General features: G+C 40.6%; 17 protein-coding genes. 10 read left to right on the top strand and 7 right to left on the bottom strand.

What is annotated here, in order from left to right:
- The first annotated feature begins 8 nt into the window (after positions 1-8).
- Positions 9-932, top strand: coding sequence for a tyrosine recombinase (locus QOL44_RS05930; RefSeq protein WP_009058581.1), 924 nt, complete (start codon positions 9-11; stop codon positions 930-932).
- Between the two features lie 35 nt (positions 933-967).
- On the top strand, positions 968-1,696 hold the full coding sequence (rnc, locus tag QOL44_RS05925) for a ribonuclease III (protein ID WP_009058583.1): 729 nt from the start codon (positions 968-970) through the stop codon (positions 1,694-1,696).
- Here the strand turns inward: rnc and QOL44_RS05920 are convergent.
- Together QOL44_RS05920 and hemB are read right to left on the bottom strand one after the other, a co-directional pair.
- Positions 1,635-4,211, bottom strand: coding sequence for a [protein-PII] uridylyltransferase family protein (locus QOL44_RS05920; protein ID WP_009058585.1), 2,577 nt, complete (start codon positions 4,209-4,211; stop codon positions 1,635-1,637). The genes rnc and QOL44_RS05920 overlap by 62 nt on opposite strands.
- A 10-nt stretch (positions 4,212-4,221) precedes the next feature.
- Entirely contained in the window at positions 4,222-5,232 is a 1,011-nt protein-coding gene (hemB, locus tag QOL44_RS05915) for a porphobilinogen synthase (RefSeq protein WP_009058587.1), read from the bottom strand.
- Positions 5,233-5,313: 81 nt separating this feature from the next.
- Between hemB and upp the strand changes: the two genes are divergently transcribed.
- Positions 5,314-5,967, top strand: coding sequence for a uracil phosphoribosyltransferase (gene upp, locus QOL44_RS05910; protein ID WP_009058589.1), 654 nt, complete (start codon positions 5,314-5,316; stop codon positions 5,965-5,967).
- Between the two features lie 134 nt (positions 5,968-6,101).
- On the opposite strand, the gene QOL44_RS05905 is transcribed toward upp, so the two are convergent.
- Positions 6,102-6,287 (bottom strand): hypothetical protein, encoded by a 186-nt coding sequence (locus QOL44_RS05905; RefSeq protein WP_283401160.1) that lies wholly within the window; start codon positions 6,285-6,287, stop codon positions 6,102-6,104.
- A 1,505-nt stretch (positions 6,288-7,792) separates the two neighbouring features.
- On the opposite strand from QOL44_RS05905, the gene QOL44_RS05900 reads away from it, so the two are divergent.
- The 3 genes from QOL44_RS05900 (at position 7,793) to QOL44_RS05890 (ending at position 10,114) form a co-directional block, all read left to right on the top strand.
- The gene (locus tag QOL44_RS05900) at positions 7,793-8,092 is read left to right on the top strand and encodes a hypothetical protein (RefSeq protein WP_045086633.1); all 300 of its coding nucleotides are present in this window, start codon (positions 7,793-7,795) and stop codon (positions 8,090-8,092) included.
- Between the two features lie 204 nt (positions 8,093-8,296).
- Positions 8,297-9,316, top strand: a complete 1,020-nt coding sequence (locus QOL44_RS05895; protein WP_009058600.1) for a class I SAM-dependent methyltransferase — start codon at positions 8,297-8,299, stop codon at positions 9,314-9,316.
- Between the two features lie 675 nt (positions 9,317-9,991).
- Positions 9,992-10,114, top strand: coding sequence for a hypothetical protein (locus tag QOL44_RS05890; RefSeq protein WP_279635706.1), 123 nt, complete (start codon positions 9,992-9,994; stop codon positions 10,112-10,114).
- Positions 10,115-10,239: 125 nt separating this feature from the next.
- Here the strand turns inward: QOL44_RS05890 and QOL44_RS05885 are convergent, their stop codons facing one another.
- Together QOL44_RS05885 and QOL44_RS05880 are read right to left on the bottom strand one after the other, a co-directional pair.
- Positions 10,240-11,667: a hypothetical protein gene (locus tag QOL44_RS05885; protein ID WP_009058601.1), complete on the bottom strand. Its 1,428-nt coding sequence runs from the start codon at positions 11,665-11,667 to the stop codon at positions 10,240-10,242.
- Positions 11,668-11,989: 322 nt separating this feature from the next.
- Positions 11,990-13,423: a hypothetical protein gene (locus QOL44_RS05880; RefSeq protein ID WP_009058602.1), complete on the bottom strand. Its 1,434-nt coding sequence runs from the start codon at positions 13,421-13,423 to the stop codon at positions 11,990-11,992.
- A gap of 243 nt (positions 13,424-13,666) precedes the next feature.
- On the opposite strand from QOL44_RS05880, the gene QOL44_RS05875 reads away from it, so the two are divergent.
- From QOL44_RS05875 to QOL44_RS05865, 3 genes are all read left to right on the top strand, one after another.
- A complete protein-coding gene (locus QOL44_RS05875; RefSeq protein WP_009058603.1) occupies positions 13,667-14,344 on the top strand; it encodes an energy transducer TonB in 678 nt (225 codons plus the stop codon).
- Between the two features lie 66 nt (positions 14,345-14,410).
- A complete protein-coding gene (locus tag QOL44_RS05870) occupies positions 14,411-14,989 on the top strand; it encodes a hypothetical protein (RefSeq protein WP_009058604.1) in 579 nt (192 codons plus the stop codon).
- Positions 14,990-14,992: 3 nt separating this feature from the next.
- Positions 14,993-15,496, top strand: coding sequence for a hypothetical protein (locus QOL44_RS05865; protein ID WP_009058605.1), 504 nt, complete (start codon positions 14,993-14,995; stop codon positions 15,494-15,496).
- A gap of 77 nt (positions 15,497-15,573) precedes the next feature.
- On the opposite strand, the gene QOL44_RS05860 is transcribed toward QOL44_RS05865, so the two are convergent.
- The gene (locus QOL44_RS05860) at positions 15,574-16,416 is read right to left on the bottom strand and encodes a phosphosulfolactate synthase (RefSeq protein WP_009058606.1); all 843 of its coding nucleotides are present in this window, start codon (positions 16,414-16,416) and stop codon (positions 15,574-15,576) included.
- A gap of 79 nt (positions 16,417-16,495) precedes the next feature.
- A complete protein-coding gene (locus QOL44_RS05855) occupies positions 16,496-17,419 on the bottom strand; it encodes a LysR family transcriptional regulator (protein ID WP_009058607.1) in 924 nt (307 codons plus the stop codon).
- Between the two features lie 98 nt (positions 17,420-17,517).
- On the opposite strand from QOL44_RS05855, the gene QOL44_RS05850 reads away from it, so the two are divergent.
- Complete coding sequence (locus tag QOL44_RS05850; RefSeq protein WP_009058609.1) at positions 17,518-18,600, top strand: CmpA/NrtA family ABC transporter substrate-binding protein; 1,083 nt, start codon at positions 17,518-17,520, stop codon at positions 18,598-18,600.
- Positions 18,601-18,692 lie beyond the last annotated feature (92 nt).

The following is an 18,692-nucleotide window of genomic DNA, read 5'->3' as shown; positions in this document are numbered from 1 at the left end:
TAAAAACTGTGAAACAAAATACGGTTATCGATAGGTGGAATGAAAAAATAGAAAAAGTTCTAGCCTATCTTGCTATAGAAAAAAGCCACTCGGTAAATACGCAACTACTCTACAGACAAGTTTTAGAAAAATTCGCCTTTTGGGCTGCTATTCAACAACTAACCCTTCAAAAAATCCAAAGCTGTCATGTGGAACAGTTTTTGAAAGAAGAGAGTAAAAAGGGACTGTCTCAGAGTTCCATAAAAATTATAATTATTGCCCTTCGTCATTTTTTTCAATTTTTCAAAGACCGAAATGAGATTAAGGAAAATCCACTGTACAAAAAAGAACTCCCCTCTATCCAATCTCGATTGCCGCAGTTTTTAACAAAGAAAGAAATTGAAAAAATTCTTAATTTAGAATTTCCTAACAATCCTTTAGGATGGAGAGATAAAGCCATTTTAGAGCTTCTTTACAGTTCGGGTCTTAGGGTTTCTGAACTCATTAGCTTGAAGTTAGAAGCTTACAGCCCAGAACGTTCTCAAATAAGGGTTTTAGGAAAAGGGAACAAAGAAAGAGCCATTCCTGTAGGAAAATGTGCAAAAGAAGCTTTGGATGTATATATTTTAAAAGGAAGAAACTTTTTTGTGAAAAAGAAGTCTGGGGGTGAAATTTTCCTAAGTCGCATTGGTAAACCCTTAACTCGATCAAGAATCCGGCAGTTGGTTATCCAGTATGCTAATCAGGCTGGTGTTGATAAAAAGGTTTATCCTCATCTTTTTCGACACACCTTTGCAAGCCATCTTTTAGAAAACGGAGCCAATCTAAGGATTATCCAAGAACTGCTTGGTCATGCGAACATAGCAACCACGCAAATTTATACTCATGTGAATTTAAAATATCTTAAAGAGATTCATCTCCGTTGTCATCCTAGAGCCAATGAAAAAATATAAAAGCAACTAATCACAAAAAAACAATCCTAGCATCGATGTATCTTGCGGAATTAGAAGAAAGACTCGGTCATACATTCAGAAATAATCAATTACTGGAAGAAGCTTTAACACATCCTTCCTACTTTGTTGAATCGATGAAAACGACCGGCAAAGATTTCCAAAGATTAGAATTTTTAGGAGATGCTGTCTTGGGGCTTGCGATCACTGAAAAGCTTTATGAAATTTTTCCCTCTTTTGATGAAGGAAAACTAACCAAACTCAGGGCAAAATTGGTAAGCCGCAAAGTTCTTTCTCCATTGTCCTCTTCTTTGGGAATCGGTAAATATTTAAGGCTGGGAAAAGGGGAAGAAAAAAATCAAGGGAGAACAAAACCTTCGAATCTGGCTAATGCCCTAGAATCAGTTATAGGAGCCTTGTATCTTGATGGGGGGTGGGAAAAGACAAAGTCCTTCGTCTTCCAACTGTTCTCGCCATTATTTTTAGAATTACACAAAGACCCTTCTGCTTTTTTAGAATATGAAAATTCAAAAGGCTTGTTGCAGGAATTTTTACAAAAAAAGGGAATGGAACTACCCGTCTACCGAATTGTTATGGAAAGTGGAGAAGCACATAACAAATGGTATGAAGTGGAGGTTCTTTGGAAGAATCAAGTTTTAGGTAAAGGATCCGGGAAAAGCAAGAAAGAAGCTGAACTTCGAGCTGCTAAGGAGGCTTTTGAGAAGTTAATTTCTCAAACACCAATCGATTTGATTCAAGAGTCGTGAAATAGGCTTCCATAAACTTGGCTTTGGAATCAAAGCCAAGCATCCGAGCTAGTTTTTCTCTTGCTGCTTCATCTATAGGCAATACCGATATTGGGCTATTTCTTTCTCGTCTCATAACCGATTCTATTCGCCTAAGAAAGACATAGCCCTCTCTAGCTAACCGAGCAGTATGTCCCTCCTCTTTTTCCAATAGTAAAAAAGCTTTCCACATGCTTGGTTCTCGTATTTGCTTACCCATTAGCCAAATCTGGAGTCCAAGCTCAATATCCATAAGGCCCCCTGGTGCTGTTTTGATCCGGCATTCAACAGGTACAGAACTGTCCCTTTCCTTTTGAATCTTCTCGCGTAATTCAAAAAATTCCTTCCATGGGATTCTCCTACTCCAATCTACCCACAAGTCGTCAACAAACCGGATAAATCTCCTTCCATATTCTTCGTTTCCACAAACAAAGCGAGCTCTATGTAACGCTTGAATTTCCCAAAACATGGCTACAGAACGGTAGTAATGTTCATACATTTCCTCTTCGAGTACAATGGGACCTTCTCCATGAGGCCTTAACCTAAAATCAAAATTGTAGAGAATGCCACTTGGTAGCATTTCAGAAAGAAAACGATTCAGTTCCAAAGCTCCATTCAAATTATTCCCTATAAAGAGACAATCCAGGTCCGAACCATATCCAAGTTCTCTTCCTCCAAACCTTCCTACTCCAATGATTGCGTTAGACTGAGCATGACAAAGATTGCATGCATGCTTAAGAATAGCTTCGGCAAGTGCCGTATATTCCTCTTCTATGTCAATAAGAGAAGCAATTCCAAGAATGTCTCTCAAAAATATCCTGAAAAGTTCCCCTTTTCTATAAAGGCGGTATTTGGTCCGGTGATCTTTTTCGATCCGGCCCAATTCGTTGAAAAATTCCTCGACTGTCTTCTTTGTATAAAGCCCATCGCTTCGGCATATTTCCTCAAACAAGTCTGGTTGCGACAAAAGAATTTCCGTAAAAAAAGAACTCGAATCAAAAAGCCGCAAAAGCAGTTCCAGTGCCTTAGGGCTTGATGCGAAGGATTCGAAAAGCATCGCCTTTGTTCCATACTTTTCTGCGAACTGCACAAATCGGCTTAAACAAAGATTTGGATCTACAGTTTTTTTCAATGTCTCTTCTAGGATTGGATAGAGCCTTTTTAAAGATTTCGAAACACGTGCGGATGGTTTGATCGGATCACTATCCAATAAAGATTGAATGTCTTTATAGGCTTTTTGAGGATCAGGAAAGATTTCAAAATGAAAGATAGATTCTCCTTTTTCTTTTGAAAGTGGGAAAATTGATGAAAACAACTTTCGAACAGTCATTCGATATGTTTCTAGTTTCTCTTCAAAGGGCTCAAGCTCCAAACCCAAAGAGGAAGCAATAGCTTTTTTTTGAACAATATTTTCAGGAATCAAGTGTGTCTGAAGATCCGCAACCATTTGCAGTCTGTTTTCCACTTGTCTAAAAAAATAATAAGCTAATTTAAGTGCTTCCATTTCCTTTCTTGGAATTAGTTGGCATTCAGTCAATGCTTCCAGAGTTTCAAGGGTAGACCTACTCTGAAGAATGGGATAGCGTGCTCCATATACCACTTGAAAGGACTGGGCAATAAACTCTATTTCTCGAATTCCACCTTCTCCAAGTTTGATATTTCTTTTTTTGGTAGATTCATCCAAAAGTTCTTTTTCTATCCTCGACTTTATTTCAAAAACCTCTTCAAACATTTCCTCAGTGATATGCCTGGGGAAAGAAAATAGGGAACGAAGAATTTCAAATTCATAAGCCAAGGCACTGTCTCCAGCCGATTTTCTTGCTTTAATCAAAGCCATTCTTTCCCAACTCTCACCCAAAGCCGAATAATAGTATTCACAATATTTGATCGATGGAACAAGTATCCCACTATTCCCATCAGGCCTTAGTCGGAGATCTATTCTATAGAAACCGCCATAAGCCATTGAGAAGAGCTGAACGATTTTTTTCCCCAGTCGATTTGCCATATCATGATGGCCATTAGACTCATTATGAAGGAATAAGAGATCAATATCTGAACTGTAATTGAGTTCCTTTCCACCCAATTTTCCCATCGATAAAATAGCAAAAGGAAAGGCTGGAAATCCCAATTGTGCTTTTGCCAGATCCAAAATGATCTCTATGGAAAAATCAGCAAGCAAAGAAAGAGCCTTTAATACTTCTTCCAGACTCCATACAAGGGCAAAATCGAAAAAACCGATTCGGAGAATTTCCCTTTGTTTCAACTTTTTCAAAGCGTCTATACGATTTTCTAAGTTTAAAGAACAATTTGCCAGTTCTTCCCAATCGATTTTAAGTCTTCCAAGACCTCGGTAATGGGTAGGATCAGAAATTTCAGGACTTTTCAGCCACTCTTCCCATTCAGGATGAGCTTTGAATTGAGTTCTAGCAAACTCCGAAAAATCCTGAAAAGCTTCCAACGCTAAGTCTTTGTTTGCAAACCGACCAAAATTTTCCATACATTCCAAACTAAAGATTAAAAGAAGGATCTTTTGCCAATGATTGAGCGAAATAAGTTAATATCATATCAGCCCCCGCCCGTTTAATAGCTATTAACGATTCAATAGCAGCTTTTTTAGGATCTAGCCAACCGTTTAAGCCAGCAGCTACAATAGCCGAATACTCTCCCGATACCTGGTAGGCTGCTACGGGTAAAAGGGTATTTTGTCTGATTTGATATATAATATCAAGATAGGGTCCAGCTGGCTTAACCATGAGGATATCGGCACCCTCTTTTTCATCGAGTAATGCTTCTAAACATGCTTCTCTCCTATTGGAAGGATTGAGTTGGTAGGTCATTTTATCAAGATAATATCCCCTTTTTTTTGCAGAACCAACCGCTTCTCTAAATGGTCCATAAAAGGCTGAAGCATATTTTGCTGAATAAGCAAGAATGCCTGTTTTCGTTAATCCTTCGGAATCGAGAGCTTTTCTTATTTGACCGACCCTTCCATCCATCATGTCTGAAGGAGCTACAAAATCAGCTCCCATTTTCCCAAGCATCACCGCCATCTTTGTTAATATTTCGACAGTCGCATCGTTATCCACATCGCCTAAGTGCTCATTCCATAATCCATCATGGCCATGGGTCGTATAGGGATCTAATGCAATGTCTGTGATAACAAGAAGCTCAGGAATGTTTTTTTTGATTGCCGAAACTGCTTTTGGGATTAATCCTTCTGGATCCAAAGCGAGAGAGCCACTATCATCCTTTTTTTCTTTTGGAACATATGGGAATAAAGCCACAGCATTAAGTCCCTTTTCTCGGAGTTCCGAACAGACTTCTAAAAGGTTTTCTAAAGAATACCTGAAAATGCCAGGCATTGAGCCAATCTCTTCCTTACCTTTTTTTTCCTGAACAAACAAGGGGCAAATCAGATTACTTATTGTCAGCTGTGTTTCTGTAAGTAAGCTGCGAATTTGCCTGCTAGCTCTAAATCTTCTAGGCCTTCTCGACAGATCGAGTTGTTTTTCTTTCATAGCTTTTAAATATTACTTAGAATCTAGTAAAGGTGGAAAGAATTTTGCTTTTATTAGATGAAAGTACAGCTTTAAAATCAAATGTCATTACAGATAATAGAACATCCTTTACTTATTGATCGGTTAACACGGCTCAGAGATAGGAAAACACCTAAAAGCCTTTTTGGACTTTACATGGATCAAGTCTCTTCTATATTAGCTACCTTTGCCACTAAAAGTCTTTCCTTAGAGCCTACTGAAATTGAGACTCCTCTTGAAAAAACTTCGACATTTATTTTTGGTCAAGAAATCATCCTTACCCCGATTCTTCGTGCGGGTCTTGGCATGCTAAAAAGTTTTCAGTCGCTTATTCCAGAATCCCAAGTCTTTTTTTTAGGAGCCGTAAGAAATGAAAAGACATTAGAAAGCACCCTTTATCACGGGCCAATCCCCAGTATAAAGCCCCATCATCATATCTTTATACTTGATCCCATGATAGCTACAGGGCATACGATGATCAAAACGATTAAATTTTTAAAAGATTGTGGGGCTATTTCTATCAGAGTCGTCTGTTGTATTGCAAGTCCCGAAGGAATTAAAAGAATCCAACAGACCTTTGACGATGTTGAAATTATCGCTGGGTGTGTGGATCGCGAAATCAATCCCAGCGGTTTTATCCTTCCTGGTTTAGGGGATGCTGGAGATAGACTTTTTGGTCTATTTGAGGAGTCTTCCGTTCCCAAAGGACCTCCTTAAACCTGTCTCAACAGACTCAAAGCTGACTGGCAAGCTCGTCGTGGTCGGTGCATGCTCGTCATGCCGTTGTTTGCTAGAGCTTTCTTGCCAAAGGCTAAAGACAGGGGAACTCATGTCCAATTTCCATAAATTGATCACTGCATTAAGATCGTGATGATGGATTGCTCCACCGGCAAGCTATGTCGTCTTGCACACAGCCAGCAACAGAATCCAAGCTGTCGGCCGCAGTAGCAGATCGTGACCGAATGAATCTTGCCACCAAATCGTAGTCTTTTATCCATCCTCGTGTCTAGCCAAGCGTCGGAATCAACCTGCGCCATGCTTCGAATACTTAGAAAGAGTATACTGTTTTAAAAAAACTAATAAAAAAATGCTACCTGAAATAGATCCAAAAGCAGAAAGAAGACAAATTCGTATGTGTTGGTGACACTCTCAACCCGCTAAAGCGGATGAGCTTCTAGCTACTATGCACGGTCTGTGGACGGTTCCCATGAGGAATACGACGGCGAACCGGCAGCGCTTGAGGCCGGGCTTCAGATAGACAACCTTGGCCCCTGTCTAGGCTACCAATGCCTCCCGGCTGCCGGCTGTTTATCCCGGCGATCCCTCCTTGCAGAGGGTTGGGTCGCAGATACATGATATGCATTGGAAATAGCACCACCAAGCTAAAGGTCAACGGGTGCAGGTTGACACCTCCGACCTCATCCCGGTGGCCCTAAAAGCCACATTTCGACCATCGCCAATTCCGCTCATGGGGTTTATGTCGCTGACCGCCTTCTGGACACTGGCTGGACCTGCCCCGTTCGTCCCCAGTGAAGCACATGATGCGGGCTTGCCCCGACTTCTGTATCAAATAATCTACTCCCTTGCTGTATTTCCACTGGCTCATCCGCTGGTTGGGACGGCGTCTACAGGCGCCGCGACGTACTCCATCCGGGTTACCAGCGAAGATGGATTGAATTCCATGATACAGGCAGAAGTTTACGACCTTACGGATGTCTTTATGGCGCAGGTCGAGATGCCTGCGTTTATGACGCAGTGTGCGCTTCGCTCTGGCTCGTCTGAGCTTGCGCATTCGCCGGCTGCCCTTCCTGCATCGGGACCACTTTTTCTGGATTTCGCAAAGTTGCTTGCTGTACAACCGCTTGATGGTGCGCTAGCCTTGCCCGGAAACGACTAGAGTGATCCCGTTGTTGGAGACAATGATGGCCTGGTGAATTTGGCCGGAAATCCACCGTGGCACACTGTTCCGTGGGCTCTTGCAAGTTCGGATCGTCTGCCAACTCGACAAGGGTTATGTGCCATTCGTTGGGCAGGTCATTCCAGAGGATCAGGCAAGCGGATTTATGCAAAAGCCAAGCGGGACGCGGCAATATCAGAAACGATCCTCCTCGCCCCATAGGGAGAACGATTTGCTTTTCCTTTATTCCCATTGGTTAGGCCGGCCAACATGAGAGGGAAAAAGCGTTTATCCTTGTATGGATAACGTATTTCTCTGCGGCCATCGCGGCGGTTCCTGCGAGCTACTTCCACGGCTGCGTCGAAGGCGCGAAAGATCTGTTGGACCATTTGGGCATGCAAGACGTAGCAGCCTCCGGCGGTGGCTTCTTGATTTTCGCCGCGTCCAGGCCATAGCGCATTCGTCTTGCGAGCCTTGAAATGCACGTTCCGACACGTCTCCCAGACCTTGGCCGCATCCAACTGGCCTTGCTGAATGATGGGGAGCCTCTCTTTTGGAGATACACTTCAGGGATAGGAGGCGGACCCCTTCCACAGATACTATGCATAGCATTATGACTGATCCACGGCAAACCGGAAAAACGCAATGGGTGCATTATCAGCTCGCCTATTCCTTCGTATGGATACTAAAATACCAACGCAGAATCCACTCTGGCGAGGTGAACGCAGCCTGCAAGGCTCTGCTCGCCAAATATTGACGGCAGCACGGCTTTCGGCTGCCAGTTTTGAGAACGGACATCGACCAGGGGCATTGCTTCGTATCGGCCCCGCCTCGTTGAGCGACTTCATCGATCGTGGGATTCCTCAAGAGTTACATGTTCCGGGTGGTTCTCGAAAAAGGTTTCCGAAGCTCAAAAACATTGGGTATCGCTGGGAACACTTATAGACGCAGCCTACTGTGTGGGAACGGCTGAGGCAGTATCGGCGGAAGTCATTCGTCGTTACATCACAGTATGCCAAGGCAAATAGCCGTTTGCAGCGCTCTCATCCCAATCTCCTCAAGGGGATAGGTATTCCCGCGCCGTTTATAATTACCGTTCTTTCTATTAGATTTGCCTTTTTTTTAAAAAAATAGTAAACCCAATATCATATGAGCAAAACAGCTTTTGAATTTCCTTTCAATCCTTTACATCTTTTTACATTTCTTAATGATACAAGAGCAAATCATATTTTAAAAACTGCTTTTCAACTGCATATTTTTAAGATTCTTAACAGTCATAAAATGTCTCTTAGTGAAATAGCCAACATCACGGGAGCAAGCTTAAGAGGCCTTAGTTTTTTTCTGGATGGTCTTACGGCATTAGACCTTCTTGAAAAAGATAAAGAAAGCTACCAACTTTCTTCCCTTTCCAAAGAGTTGTTAGTTGAGGAGAGCCAAGATTATATTGGTGATTTCTTACAAGATTCATTTCTAAATGAAGATTGGAAAATATTGACCGAAGCTGTTCTCAAAGGAGGCCCTCCCGAGGGAGTAGAAACGCAAAGTAAAGCTGAGGAGTTTTTCCCAAAGCTTATTAGGTTTCTTCATATTGTTCATCGTAATCCTGCAGTAAAGGCAGCGCAAGCAATTATTGGAGAAGCTAATTCTTCTCATATGCTTGAAGTGTTAGATATAGGCTGTGGATCGGCTGTCTGGAGTCTTGCTATTGCCTTGGCTAATAAACAAACAAAGGTTACAGCAGTGGATTTTCCCAGAGTCCTTGCTTATACTCAAGCTTATGTTCAAAGACATGGAATGGAAGATCGCTATGAGTTTTTAGCAGGAAACATTGAGGAAATAGAATATCCTCAGAAAAATTTCAACCTTGTAATTTTTGGTCATATCCTCCATTCGGAAGGGGAAATCAAGAGCCGGAGATTATTAAAAAAAATTGCAAAAATTATGGATACTGATGGCCGAATTGCCATTTTGGAATTTTTACCTAACCGTCAGCGCACTGAACCAGTAGAAGCCGTTCTCTTTGGACTGCGCATGCTTGTAAATACAAAAGAAGGTGGTATTTATTCTGCAGAAGAATACGAAGAATGGCTAAGAGAAGTTGGATTCACAAAATTTACTTACCATGATATTGGCTATCATTCTCCGCTTTTAGTTGCCGCTAAAAAGTGAGCACATAAACATACCTTAGAACATCTGTTTTCATTTGCCTTAGGACAGACTGCAAGTGTCCTTACATTTTGGCATTCGAAAATTTAGGTTCGTCTTCACCAATTAGCATCCCATACTACTTTCCCTCGTTGGCAAGAATCTGTTCAAGCTCGGCCAAATATATGTAGACTCTGTACCAGATCAACTTTGAATTTTTAATTACCTGCTTACAGCCAAATCCCGCACCACGATAATATTCCTAGGTTTTCATCAAGTATGTCATACGTTGCCAGATTCCAACATTAAGGCTGAAACGCATGAGCTATTTCCACTGCACCACGATGATGCTGTTCACCCTCAGGTTGGACAACGATAGCGTTGAGCCTTTCAACCTCTTCTTTAATTAGCGCTTAAACTTGAAGAAGCACATGTTTGCAATGGGTATGGCCAAATGCTTGTGCTTGCTCATGTTGCAGGCATTCAGATCCTTCGATTTCGACGGTAACGAAAATAGTGCCTTCTATCCATGTTATGCTTCTGTAGGCGACCAGTTACTTCGCCATGGTTTTTGACTCTCGGTGACCAATTGTATAACGGCCTTGACATTGACGGCGAAGGGGATACGCCCCCAATCAGCTATGAGATAAATCGTGGTCAAAAGAATCTTGTCACCAAATCGTATTTGTTTAAGCAACCATGTACCTAGCTAAGCTTCGGAATCAGCCTGCGCACTACTTCGATCCGAAATTGATCATTGGTGTGCGTGATGAACCTATCGTGTTCTTTTTTCTTTTGAAATTGCAGAAAACAGGAGGGTAAATGGCAAAGAAAGATTGGGAACGGGCCCCCCCCATCCACGGACAGTAGATATTGCCTGCCTCATGTTCAAATCACAAGTACGATACTTGTGGGCAAGAATCATGCTTGCGTCCTAAGGAGAATTTTCAATACCACCATTGCCACGATAAAGTCGCCATCCAATTCATTCCATATTGAACACCATTCCAAGATTGATAAACGGGTTTGACAATCTGAGCCGTAAGAAAATTTCCTTGCAGAGCACTTTCTGGAGAGGTCGCTACTTTTTGGAAACCTTCTCTTGCGAAACCTGGCATTCTCATGTTCACACCTAAGGCTGCCCCAGCCCATTCACCACCTGTCCAAGATGCAACGATGTCAGGCATTGCAATAAAAGGGGCTGTTCGAATTGAAAGTTCGTTAACAGGGTTAGCTCCATGAATCCCACCTTGATAGGAACCAACACCACTAAAATTGATGGAAGCCCAATTGGTAAAATTGTAAGAGACCCAGCCATTTCCAAAAAATGAATTTCCCCAAGCATACCCCTGAGAGTTTCTTCCAACAGGAACAGTTGTATAACCTTGTACTCCCCAGCCCCAATGCCTATCTTCGCTTTGTCCAAGATACGTTAATGCCCCGATGAAAGCAGGAACACCTAAGCCAAGTTGCATATCATAAGGATAAACACGGTGTCCAGCCATATCAGACATTGTTTCATCAATCGATCCTGTAGGCACTGAAAAACCAAGGTTCATTTGAAGCCTATGCCTATGGAAATCTAACAGTTTATAGATCCATTGAAAATTAACATCTCCAAGGCCAACAGCTGCTATAGACATGCGGCTGCCTGGGGGCATGGGCTGTAAAGGTAATCCTCCAGAACCAGTATGCATTCCCCCCATTCCATGCATTCCTCCTGACATAAATCCACCCATGGGCAATCCTACCATATCCATTTGCTTATTCCATATGGGAAACATTGCCATAAAGGTTAGATTGTCAGTCAATCCAAGCATGAGCATCGGCATGTACTGTTCCATAAACATCGAAACATCACCCATAGCCACGGGTTTACCAGCAAAGCGTATGGCTTCTAATCCATTGAGATTCATTGCATTGCTTCCCTGATAATAATCTGGCCCCATGTTCATATACATCCACCAGAAACCAATCATCGGCTGGTACTTCCTATGCATATGAGCGGTTCCCATTAGGCCAGCTGGAGCATCACTAGCTGCTATCTTGTCCGACCATATCTCTCGAGAATCTAAATCTACTTTGCTATTTTCCCAGGGCAGAAGCAGAGAAGGTTCTCTACCTAAAACAACCGTTTCCTGAGCTATTGAAGTGGAAATATTTTGAGTATTTAAAGATGGGTCTTTTCTATTGGATAGGTTATTTAAAATCTCAGTTGGAGAAGCATTCGGCAAGGCTTGATGCTCTTCTTTTGTTTTATTAATAACAACGCCATCATCTTCGTTGCCTGCCAAACAAAACTCTCCCAAAGACCAAAGGCTTAAGACACAAATACAACAAGTAACGTGAGGAAAAAATAAATATAATTTTTTCATGACAAAATGGCTCTTCAAAAAGATACAAGCAAAAAGCAGAAGGCTTTATTCCCAAAAACTTACTCTTTCTCTGAAAAAAAAATTGGTGTTGGAACTTAGAAATGGGAAAATTTTGATTTTCCACTCTAAGGCTGCTTTCTTTGATGACTGAAAAAGAAGAGAAAAGCTATCTGTTTTTAAACAAAGACCTTCTTTCAGAACAAAGATAAAATTTTTACCTAGAAGAATTGACAAGGGAGATTATACAAACAAGGTCGGCGAAACTAAGAAAATCCTTTAATAAAATAACCTTGAAGGATCTTTATAAAGCTACTGATTTTTTCTAGAAATTTTTTTCTATAAATTCGATCCCTCGTCTACAAATTTCTTTTCCAAACTCAGTCCACAGTCCTGTACCCCAATATCTAAAACAACTTGTCTCACTCACTAGCAGATAAAACAATGCTTGCCTGTACTTCTCTTCATTTGAAGAAATTCCCTTTTGAAGAACTTTTTCATAAAAAAGGCTACTTAATCGTTCCATTGGACCAAGAAGATCTCCGTAACCTTTCACCCAAGAAATGTTGTTCGTCCAACTTCCTCCTTCCATAGAAAAGCGAGGATTTTCTTCTTTTATCTTTTCGATTGTTTCGGAAAGTTTTCGCGTGCCATCCCCTGGTTCGAACTTTTGAAAAAGATAATGTTGATGAATCGGTTGAATAGGGGGATAGTCTTCTTGTTTTATTCCTAACTGATCGAGATAAGCAAGATATTCGCTAACGTTTACAACCGGGGTAGGACTATAAGAAGATTCTCTTATAACTTCAAAATATTTCGAGGGAAATTCATTCATCATGACTCCTCCATTCTCTCCATCAGCAATTTGGGTAACGAGTGGGGGGAGTGCTTTGCCACAAAATTCAATACGGTTAAGTCCCTTAGCCTCATACCATGGTTGCATTTGACCCACTAACTTTGTATCGGATCCCTGAGTTTTTATAATAGCAATGATCGAAGCTACTTCTCCGTTGGCGTTTACACAAATAAGTCGATGAGGAATGTGCTTAAAAGACAGAGGATGACCATCAGGTCTTTCAACTGTATGTTCTTGAATTAAAACCCATTTGTATCCACAGTCTAACAATGTTCTCACAAAAGCATAGGCAACATCAGGATGGTTGGGAAGGGCCATCTCTGGTGGAGAAAAACCCCTGACACGAGACAAAGCCTCAAAGCCGAAAAGACTGCCAAAGTGTTGTTGCCAGGCTTCAACATGCAAACGAAAATCCTGAATTGGAGTGGAAGGAGCTACAGCATGTCCCCAGGCTGTTCCGAGAAATTCTGCTGCTTTTCGACAAGAACGATCATTAGAAAGAGTATAAAGTGCATCCAGGATATCTCTGCTTCTCATTTGTTCAAAGCCATAAAGCAAGCATCCCGAATAGTCGAGCATCACCCTAGGCTGTTTGTTTTGCGAGAGTAATTCAGGAATAAACTCTCCCATTCGTCGATAGCACCACTGAAAAACAGGCGCATTATGGTTATCTCCATCTCCCAAATGTTCAAGCATAAACTGCAAATTACTGATTATCTGAGCAGATCTTAAGTCTGTACCGCCAGCAGGTATTAAAGGTTGATGCATATGAAGAGCAATGGATGCGGCACTTTGTATCTGCTCGAAATCAATTCCAGTGGCTTCTAAAGTAATATTCTCTTGTTTTTGAATTGCCTCTTTAAGCTCTTTTTCTTTGCCACAAAAAACAGGTAGCTCACCCATCATATGTCCTCCAGTAATGCCTTTCTTTAGTATTCTTTACCAGTCAGCTAGTTTATATTCCCAACTTTTCCTTTCGGAATTTTTTTTCCAATTCCAACAGCCTAAAACCATTTTCTGCAGTTGGCAAGCTCATGACTTAGGCAATTAAAAGACAAGTAGAAAAACAGCATATAAATCATTTGTATTCAGATACTTATAAATTGGCATACTTCTTGCTTTAATAAAATAACGAAAGAATAAGAAATGATTGCTAAAGCCTTTAGTTATTTTTCAAAAGATAAGCTGGCTTATTTACTTTGTATGTTTTTAGCTGCCAGCGTTCATGGATTGCTAGCATTGATTTCTCTTCCAAACAAGGAAAGTTCTGAAATAGAAAAAAGTAGCTGTTTTTCTCAAACAGATTCTTCTTCCTTTATTGATCTTGTTTCAAATCAAGAGCATTTTTCTTCTTCTCTTCCTATTGCTGAAGCACCAAAACCTCCCCTTCCCCCTATTCCTTCTCCGTTGCCAGCCAATCCGAAAGGACCGAAAAACATCCTGCTGAATAGTCCTCGAGCTATTTCTCAATCTCATCCAAAAAGATGCGCTTTCCATGCGCCTAACAAAGAGTATATTCAATATTCTTTGTCCACTGCCTTTCTTTCTCCACCCCCTTATCCATATGAAGCCCGTCTTCGTCATATGGAAGGAACGGTCGTTATTATGCTCGATGTACGGAAAGGAAAAATCGTCAACTCTCAAATTGTTCGCTCTTCTGGATATCCCCTCCTCGACAAAACAGCAAAAGATTGGATAGATTCCCATTGGAAGTTTCCATTGCATGTCAGTCGGGTCATTAAAGAAGCGGTAACGTTCGAACTGGATGATTCTCCTCTTCCATCCAATGAAAAATACTATCAGACAAGTTATATTCCTCAGTAAAAATCTATTTTAATCTTGATGGGGGCTCTTTTTTTTATATAGTTAGCTACCGTTTTGGTAGATTTCATGTCTTTTTTCCAAAAATATTGGATCGTCTCTTTTGCTACCCTTTTTTTGATCTTTTCTTCCCTAGCCTTCGCTGACAATCAGGAGATAAACAAGAAGGGTACTCTAAAGAAGATAACCGAAAAAAAGGGAGAGACTGGCTATGTGACTGAAAATAAAAAAGAACTATTTAAAGTTCAACGCCTTCGCTCGGCAGCGATACAAAAAAGAGGGATATGTCCTTCCAATCTTTGGGTCTATGGAAAGTTTGAAGCACAAAGTAGTCCACAGGATGGTTTAATTGTATGTTTAATAGCTGGAGATAAGACTAAGAGAATTGCCAGTTCTTCTGGGATGGCTGTGGGTGCAGGTATCATTTTTTGGCCATTGATAGGCGTTCCAGCATTTTTCAGCAGCAAGCATCTCGATCATGTGATTCTAGTCGTTCATTCGAGCTGCCCTCCAATCAAAAAGAATTCCATTCTTTATATTTCTCCAGAGGCTCCTGCAAGGGTCCTTGTAAATATGAAAACGGATGCCGGATATCATCTTATGGAGTTAGAAATGATTTCCCCTCCTCAGATATTATCCCAGGAATAAACGATGAAACATGTAGTCTTATCCTTTGTTTGGATATTTTTTTTCTTCTTCTCTTTTTCTTATGCGACAGAGAAAAATACGGCTCTGAAAGAATATCAAAGACTTGGCTTTAGTAAAGAAAACTCCCACTTAGTTCCAATTGAAGAAATCCCAAAACTGGCTGATATCCAAGGGGAACTCCGTGAGAACCTTTGGTCTTATGGAGAATTTGCCTTTAAATCAGTCATTGCTCCTGAAGTCATCGAAGCGATTCCCTTACGATCTAAATTCCAAACATTAGAAGAAACTCCTAAAGTTCATTCAAATCAAAGTATGAAGGGAACAAAAACATTTGTTTTAATTGTCAGTCCTAAAAAATCACTAAGTAACCTCATTAAAAAAGCTCCAGCAACATTCTCCATACCTGCGACAACTCCCGCAAAAGTCGCTGCCATTGTCCAAAATTCAGAAAAAAACTTCATCATCACTTTAGTAACCGTTGAACCGCCAAGAACTTCTCACGACTAAATTCTTTTCATTTGTATACCAATAGGCGATTCCAGAAACACGGTCAGCTATCCTAAAAAATAGTTTTTTGATTTTTTTTATGGTTTTTTATATGTCACTACTCTACCCCAAGTGCTTTTCGTTCCCCAAATCCCTGATCGTAAACATTCCAATTGAACAATCTGACTGTGATCGACAAAAAGATTCACCTCCGGACCATAATCTTTAATATACCAAGAAAATACCTCTGGATCAGCTGCTTCGAACATTAATGTTTCCAATCCTAGTTGATCAATAAACTCCGCTATAATCTCCCTTTTCCACACAGCAACATTTTCAGTGATCCCTTCTGATTCTACCATTATCAGATAGGCTCCGGCCTCTAGAAAACTTTTTGCCTGTTTGATCGCCCATTTTGTACTTTTTGTTCCTTCTGCCTCTAGTTCTTCAGCTTTAGTAGCCCCGCCGGCTCCAAATTGTACCCCTACCTCAGGTTTTGCTTTTAACCCCATTTTTTGCACTTTTTCAACGAGCCGAAGCAAATCATCAAAAGGAACGGTAACAAAGCCAGCAGAAACCTCAACAATATCAAAACCGATCGATTTGCATTCGTTCAAATATTTATCAATCAATTCTGACCCCATCGTCAATACTCTTTCGATGAATCCTCCCGTGGATACCAAGACATTGTGGCTATGGCAAAGGTTTATGATGTCTTTAAGGGCTCTTTTAGGCATCAATGTAAAAGAGCCTCCAGCAAACTTAAGAATATCAATATAGTTACCCATTGTGTCGAATAAATCTTCTAGATAGTGCCTACCAACAGGGGTGTAATATGGGCCTCGGATTTCAGTAAGGCCAATTTTTCTAGGTTTCTGTTCTCTTTCATTGAGAGGAATGAAGTCGAATGCCCGCTCGTTTTTTTCATTAGCAAGATTCATAGACTGCTCCTTTGATTTTTTTATGAATTTTATGAAAAAGATCTTTTAGTTTTAGAGAAGAGTAAAAGAAAAAAGGAGATCAACCAACTTTATTCAGCTTACTTTTTAGGAAGAATTGTTTACACAGCTCTAAAAAAGTGGTTTCTAAAAGGCTAAGTTTTCTTCCCATTCTATATACGAAAACCCATTTTCTGATAATAGGCCTAGCAATTAAAGAAAGAGAGAGAAGCTTGCCCTTTTTTAGTTCTTCTTTGACAATCCAACCTGGTAAAATGCCAATCCCAAGACCCATTTTGACCATCTCTTTAATGGAGCCAGTTTCAGCTAATTCGATGAAATTTTTTGGATACAAAGATTGTTCAGCAAATGCCCTCTCTACTATATGAAAAGTAGTATCGTTCTTATTTTTTATCAAGTAATGAGCAGTTTCTATCTCCTTTTTAGAAATGTCCTTTTTTCGAGTCAGGGGATGAAAAGAGCTAACTAAAAAAAGGATTTCATCCTGGAAAAGTTCTAGCATAGCCAATCCATCAAAGGGAACTATTGGCTTAATGGAAAGGGCGAAATCTACTTTTTTTTGTTCGACCAATTCGATCGCCAAAGGAGAATCGGCTGGAATGATTGAAAAAAGACAGTCTGGAAAACTTTCTTGGAATTCTCTGTAAAGCTGTGGAATGAAGTATTGACAGCTGAGCGAGCTTGTTGAAAAAACAATTTTTTTGGGTCCCTCCCTTTTAAGATTTTCTATATCAATTCTTGCTTTTTCCATTCCTGCCAATATTTCTTTTGCCAAGATTAAAAATTCTCTACCGATCGCCGTAAGCGATGGATTCTTTCCTTCCCTATCAAAAAGTCTACATCCTAATTCTTCTTCTAACGATTGAATTGTTCGGCTCACAGCCGGCTGACTCAAATGCAATGATTTTGCGGCCTGAGAAAAGCTTTCGGATTCAGCGGTATTGACAAAAATGTAAAGAGCACGACTATCGATTGGATAAGCCATACATTTATTTTATAAATCCTATTCTATTTATACATATTATTCAATATAAATTTGTCTCCCTATTTGGCATCCTAACTGCTTGAGAAAAGAGACAAAGTATGAAGAGGGGGGAAGTAACACAAGGAGGTAGAACCTTGAGAATAGGATCTAAAATAACCGTTGGTTACATTCCTTTAATCGATTGTGCTCCGTTGGTCGTAGCTTTAGAAATGGGATTATTTAAAAAGTGGGGTTTTGACGTTCAACTTAGTCCTGAGCCTGGCTGGGCAACGATCCGAGGGAAGATTGTCTATGAAGAGCTAGATTTTGCTCAAGCCGTCTGTGGTCTACCCCTCGTCTTGAACTATGGTTTAAAATCGATTCCCTGTCGATGCTCAACAGCCTTTGTTTTGAATCTTAATGGCAATGCGATCACTCTTTCCAAAAAATATAGCTCGATCTTAGAAAATGAATCTCTTGAAAACTATGGAAGGATTTTAAAAGCTACCAGCGGCCTTCCTCTCCTTTTCGGTGTAGCCTCCACGTTTTCTAGCCACTATTTTCTCCTTCGCCGATGGCTTCAAAAGATAGGCCTAAATCCACAAAAAGATATTCGCTTTGTTCCCTTGCCTCCTCCTCAAATGCCTATTCACCTCAAAGAAGGGTTTATTGATGGCTTTTGTGTTGGGGAACCATGGAATTCTGTTTCACTGTTCGAAAAAACGGGTTATTGTGTGGCTACAAGTCTTGACCTAGCCCCTAGACATCCCGAAAAAGTGTTGCTTGCAAATGCAAAGTACAAAGAAAGAAAAAGGGAAGAACATATACGGATTGTTGGCTGTCTTATAGAAGCTTGCCAATGGGCAGACAGCCCTCTTAACAGGCAAGCTTTGGCCGAAATGCTGCACTATGGGGGATGGATTGCTCAGCCTCTAGAGGTGCTTCAACATAGCCTTATCGGACCTTTCCGAATGGGAAAAAACATCTTTATTCCAGGACAGGCATTTCATGTCTTTAGTCAAGGTAATGCCAATAGCCCCTCAAAAGAAAAGGAACAATGGATTGTTAATGAAATGGTGGATGCTGGATTATTAAAGAGAGAAGAAAGAAAAAACAGATCGTTTTTTGATACTGAAATTTATAAGCAAGCCGAAAAAATAGTGGCTCAACAAAAAGCAAATACCCTTCCCATTTCCATTTAAACTATTCTAGAAAAAAGAGAACTATGGCTGCCAATAGGAAGAACGCTAATAGTTTGAATCAAGATAAATTAGCCGAGAATTTTTTTAAAGAT

Source organism: Candidatus Methylacidiphilum fumarolicum (genome assembly GCF_949774925.1).
In the GTDB taxonomy this organism is placed as follows: domain Bacteria; phylum Verrucomicrobiota; class Verrucomicrobiia; order Methylacidiphilales; family Methylacidiphilaceae; genus Methylacidiphilum; species Methylacidiphilum fumarolicum.
Note: the sequence above shows the minus strand (reverse complement) of the source record. Positions and strands in the feature narration are given on the sequence as shown.

Excerpts from the sequence above, each read along its gene's own strand:
- rnc (WP_009058583.1), top strand. The coding sequence starts at position 968 with ATGTATCTTGCGGAATTAGAAGAAAGACTCGGTCATACATTCAGAAAT.
- QOL44_RS05920 (WP_009058585.1), bottom strand. The coding sequence starts at position 4,211 with ATGGAAAATTTTGGTCGGTTTGCAAACAAAGACTTAGCGTTGGAAGCT.
- hemB (WP_009058587.1), bottom strand. The coding sequence starts at position 5,232 with ATGAAAGAAAAACAACTCGATCTGTCGAGAAGGCCTAGAAGATTTAGA.
- upp (WP_009058589.1), top strand. The coding sequence starts at position 5,314 with ATGTCATTACAGATAATAGAACATCCTTTACTTATTGATCGGTTAACA.
- QOL44_RS05905 (WP_283401160.1), bottom strand. The coding sequence starts at position 6,287 with ATGGCGCAGGTTGATTCCGACGCTTGGCTAGACACGAGGATGGATAAA.
- QOL44_RS05900 (WP_045086633.1), top strand. The coding sequence starts at position 7,793 with ATGGGTGCATTATCAGCTCGCCTATTCCTTCGTATGGATACTAAAATA.
- QOL44_RS05895 (WP_009058600.1), top strand. The coding sequence starts at position 8,297 with ATGAGCAAAACAGCTTTTGAATTTCCTTTCAATCCTTTACATCTTTTT.
- QOL44_RS05890 (WP_279635706.1), top strand. The coding sequence starts at position 9,992 with ATGTACCTAGCTAAGCTTCGGAATCAGCCTGCGCACTACTTCGATCCG.
- QOL44_RS05885 (WP_009058601.1), bottom strand. The coding sequence starts at position 11,667 with ATGAAAAAATTATATTTATTTTTTCCTCACGTTACTTGTTGTATTTGT.
- QOL44_RS05880 (WP_009058602.1), bottom strand. The coding sequence starts at position 13,423 with ATGGGTGAGCTACCTGTTTTTTGTGGCAAAGAAAAAGAGCTTAAAGAG.
- QOL44_RS05875 (WP_009058603.1), top strand. The coding sequence starts at position 13,667 with ATGATTGCTAAAGCCTTTAGTTATTTTTCAAAAGATAAGCTGGCTTAT.
- QOL44_RS05870 (WP_009058604.1), top strand. The coding sequence starts at position 14,411 with ATGTCTTTTTTCCAAAAATATTGGATCGTCTCTTTTGCTACCCTTTTT.
- QOL44_RS05865 (WP_009058605.1), top strand. The coding sequence starts at position 14,993 with ATGAAACATGTAGTCTTATCCTTTGTTTGGATATTTTTTTTCTTCTTC.
- QOL44_RS05860 (WP_009058606.1), bottom strand. The coding sequence starts at position 16,416 with ATGAATCTTGCTAATGAAAAAAACGAGCGGGCATTCGACTTCATTCCT.
- QOL44_RS05855 (WP_009058607.1), bottom strand. The coding sequence starts at position 17,419 with ATGGCTTATCCAATCGATAGTCGTGCTCTTTACATTTTTGTCAATACC.
- QOL44_RS05850 (WP_009058609.1), top strand. The coding sequence starts at position 17,518 with ATGAAGAGGGGGGAAGTAACACAAGGAGGTAGAACCTTGAGAATAGGA.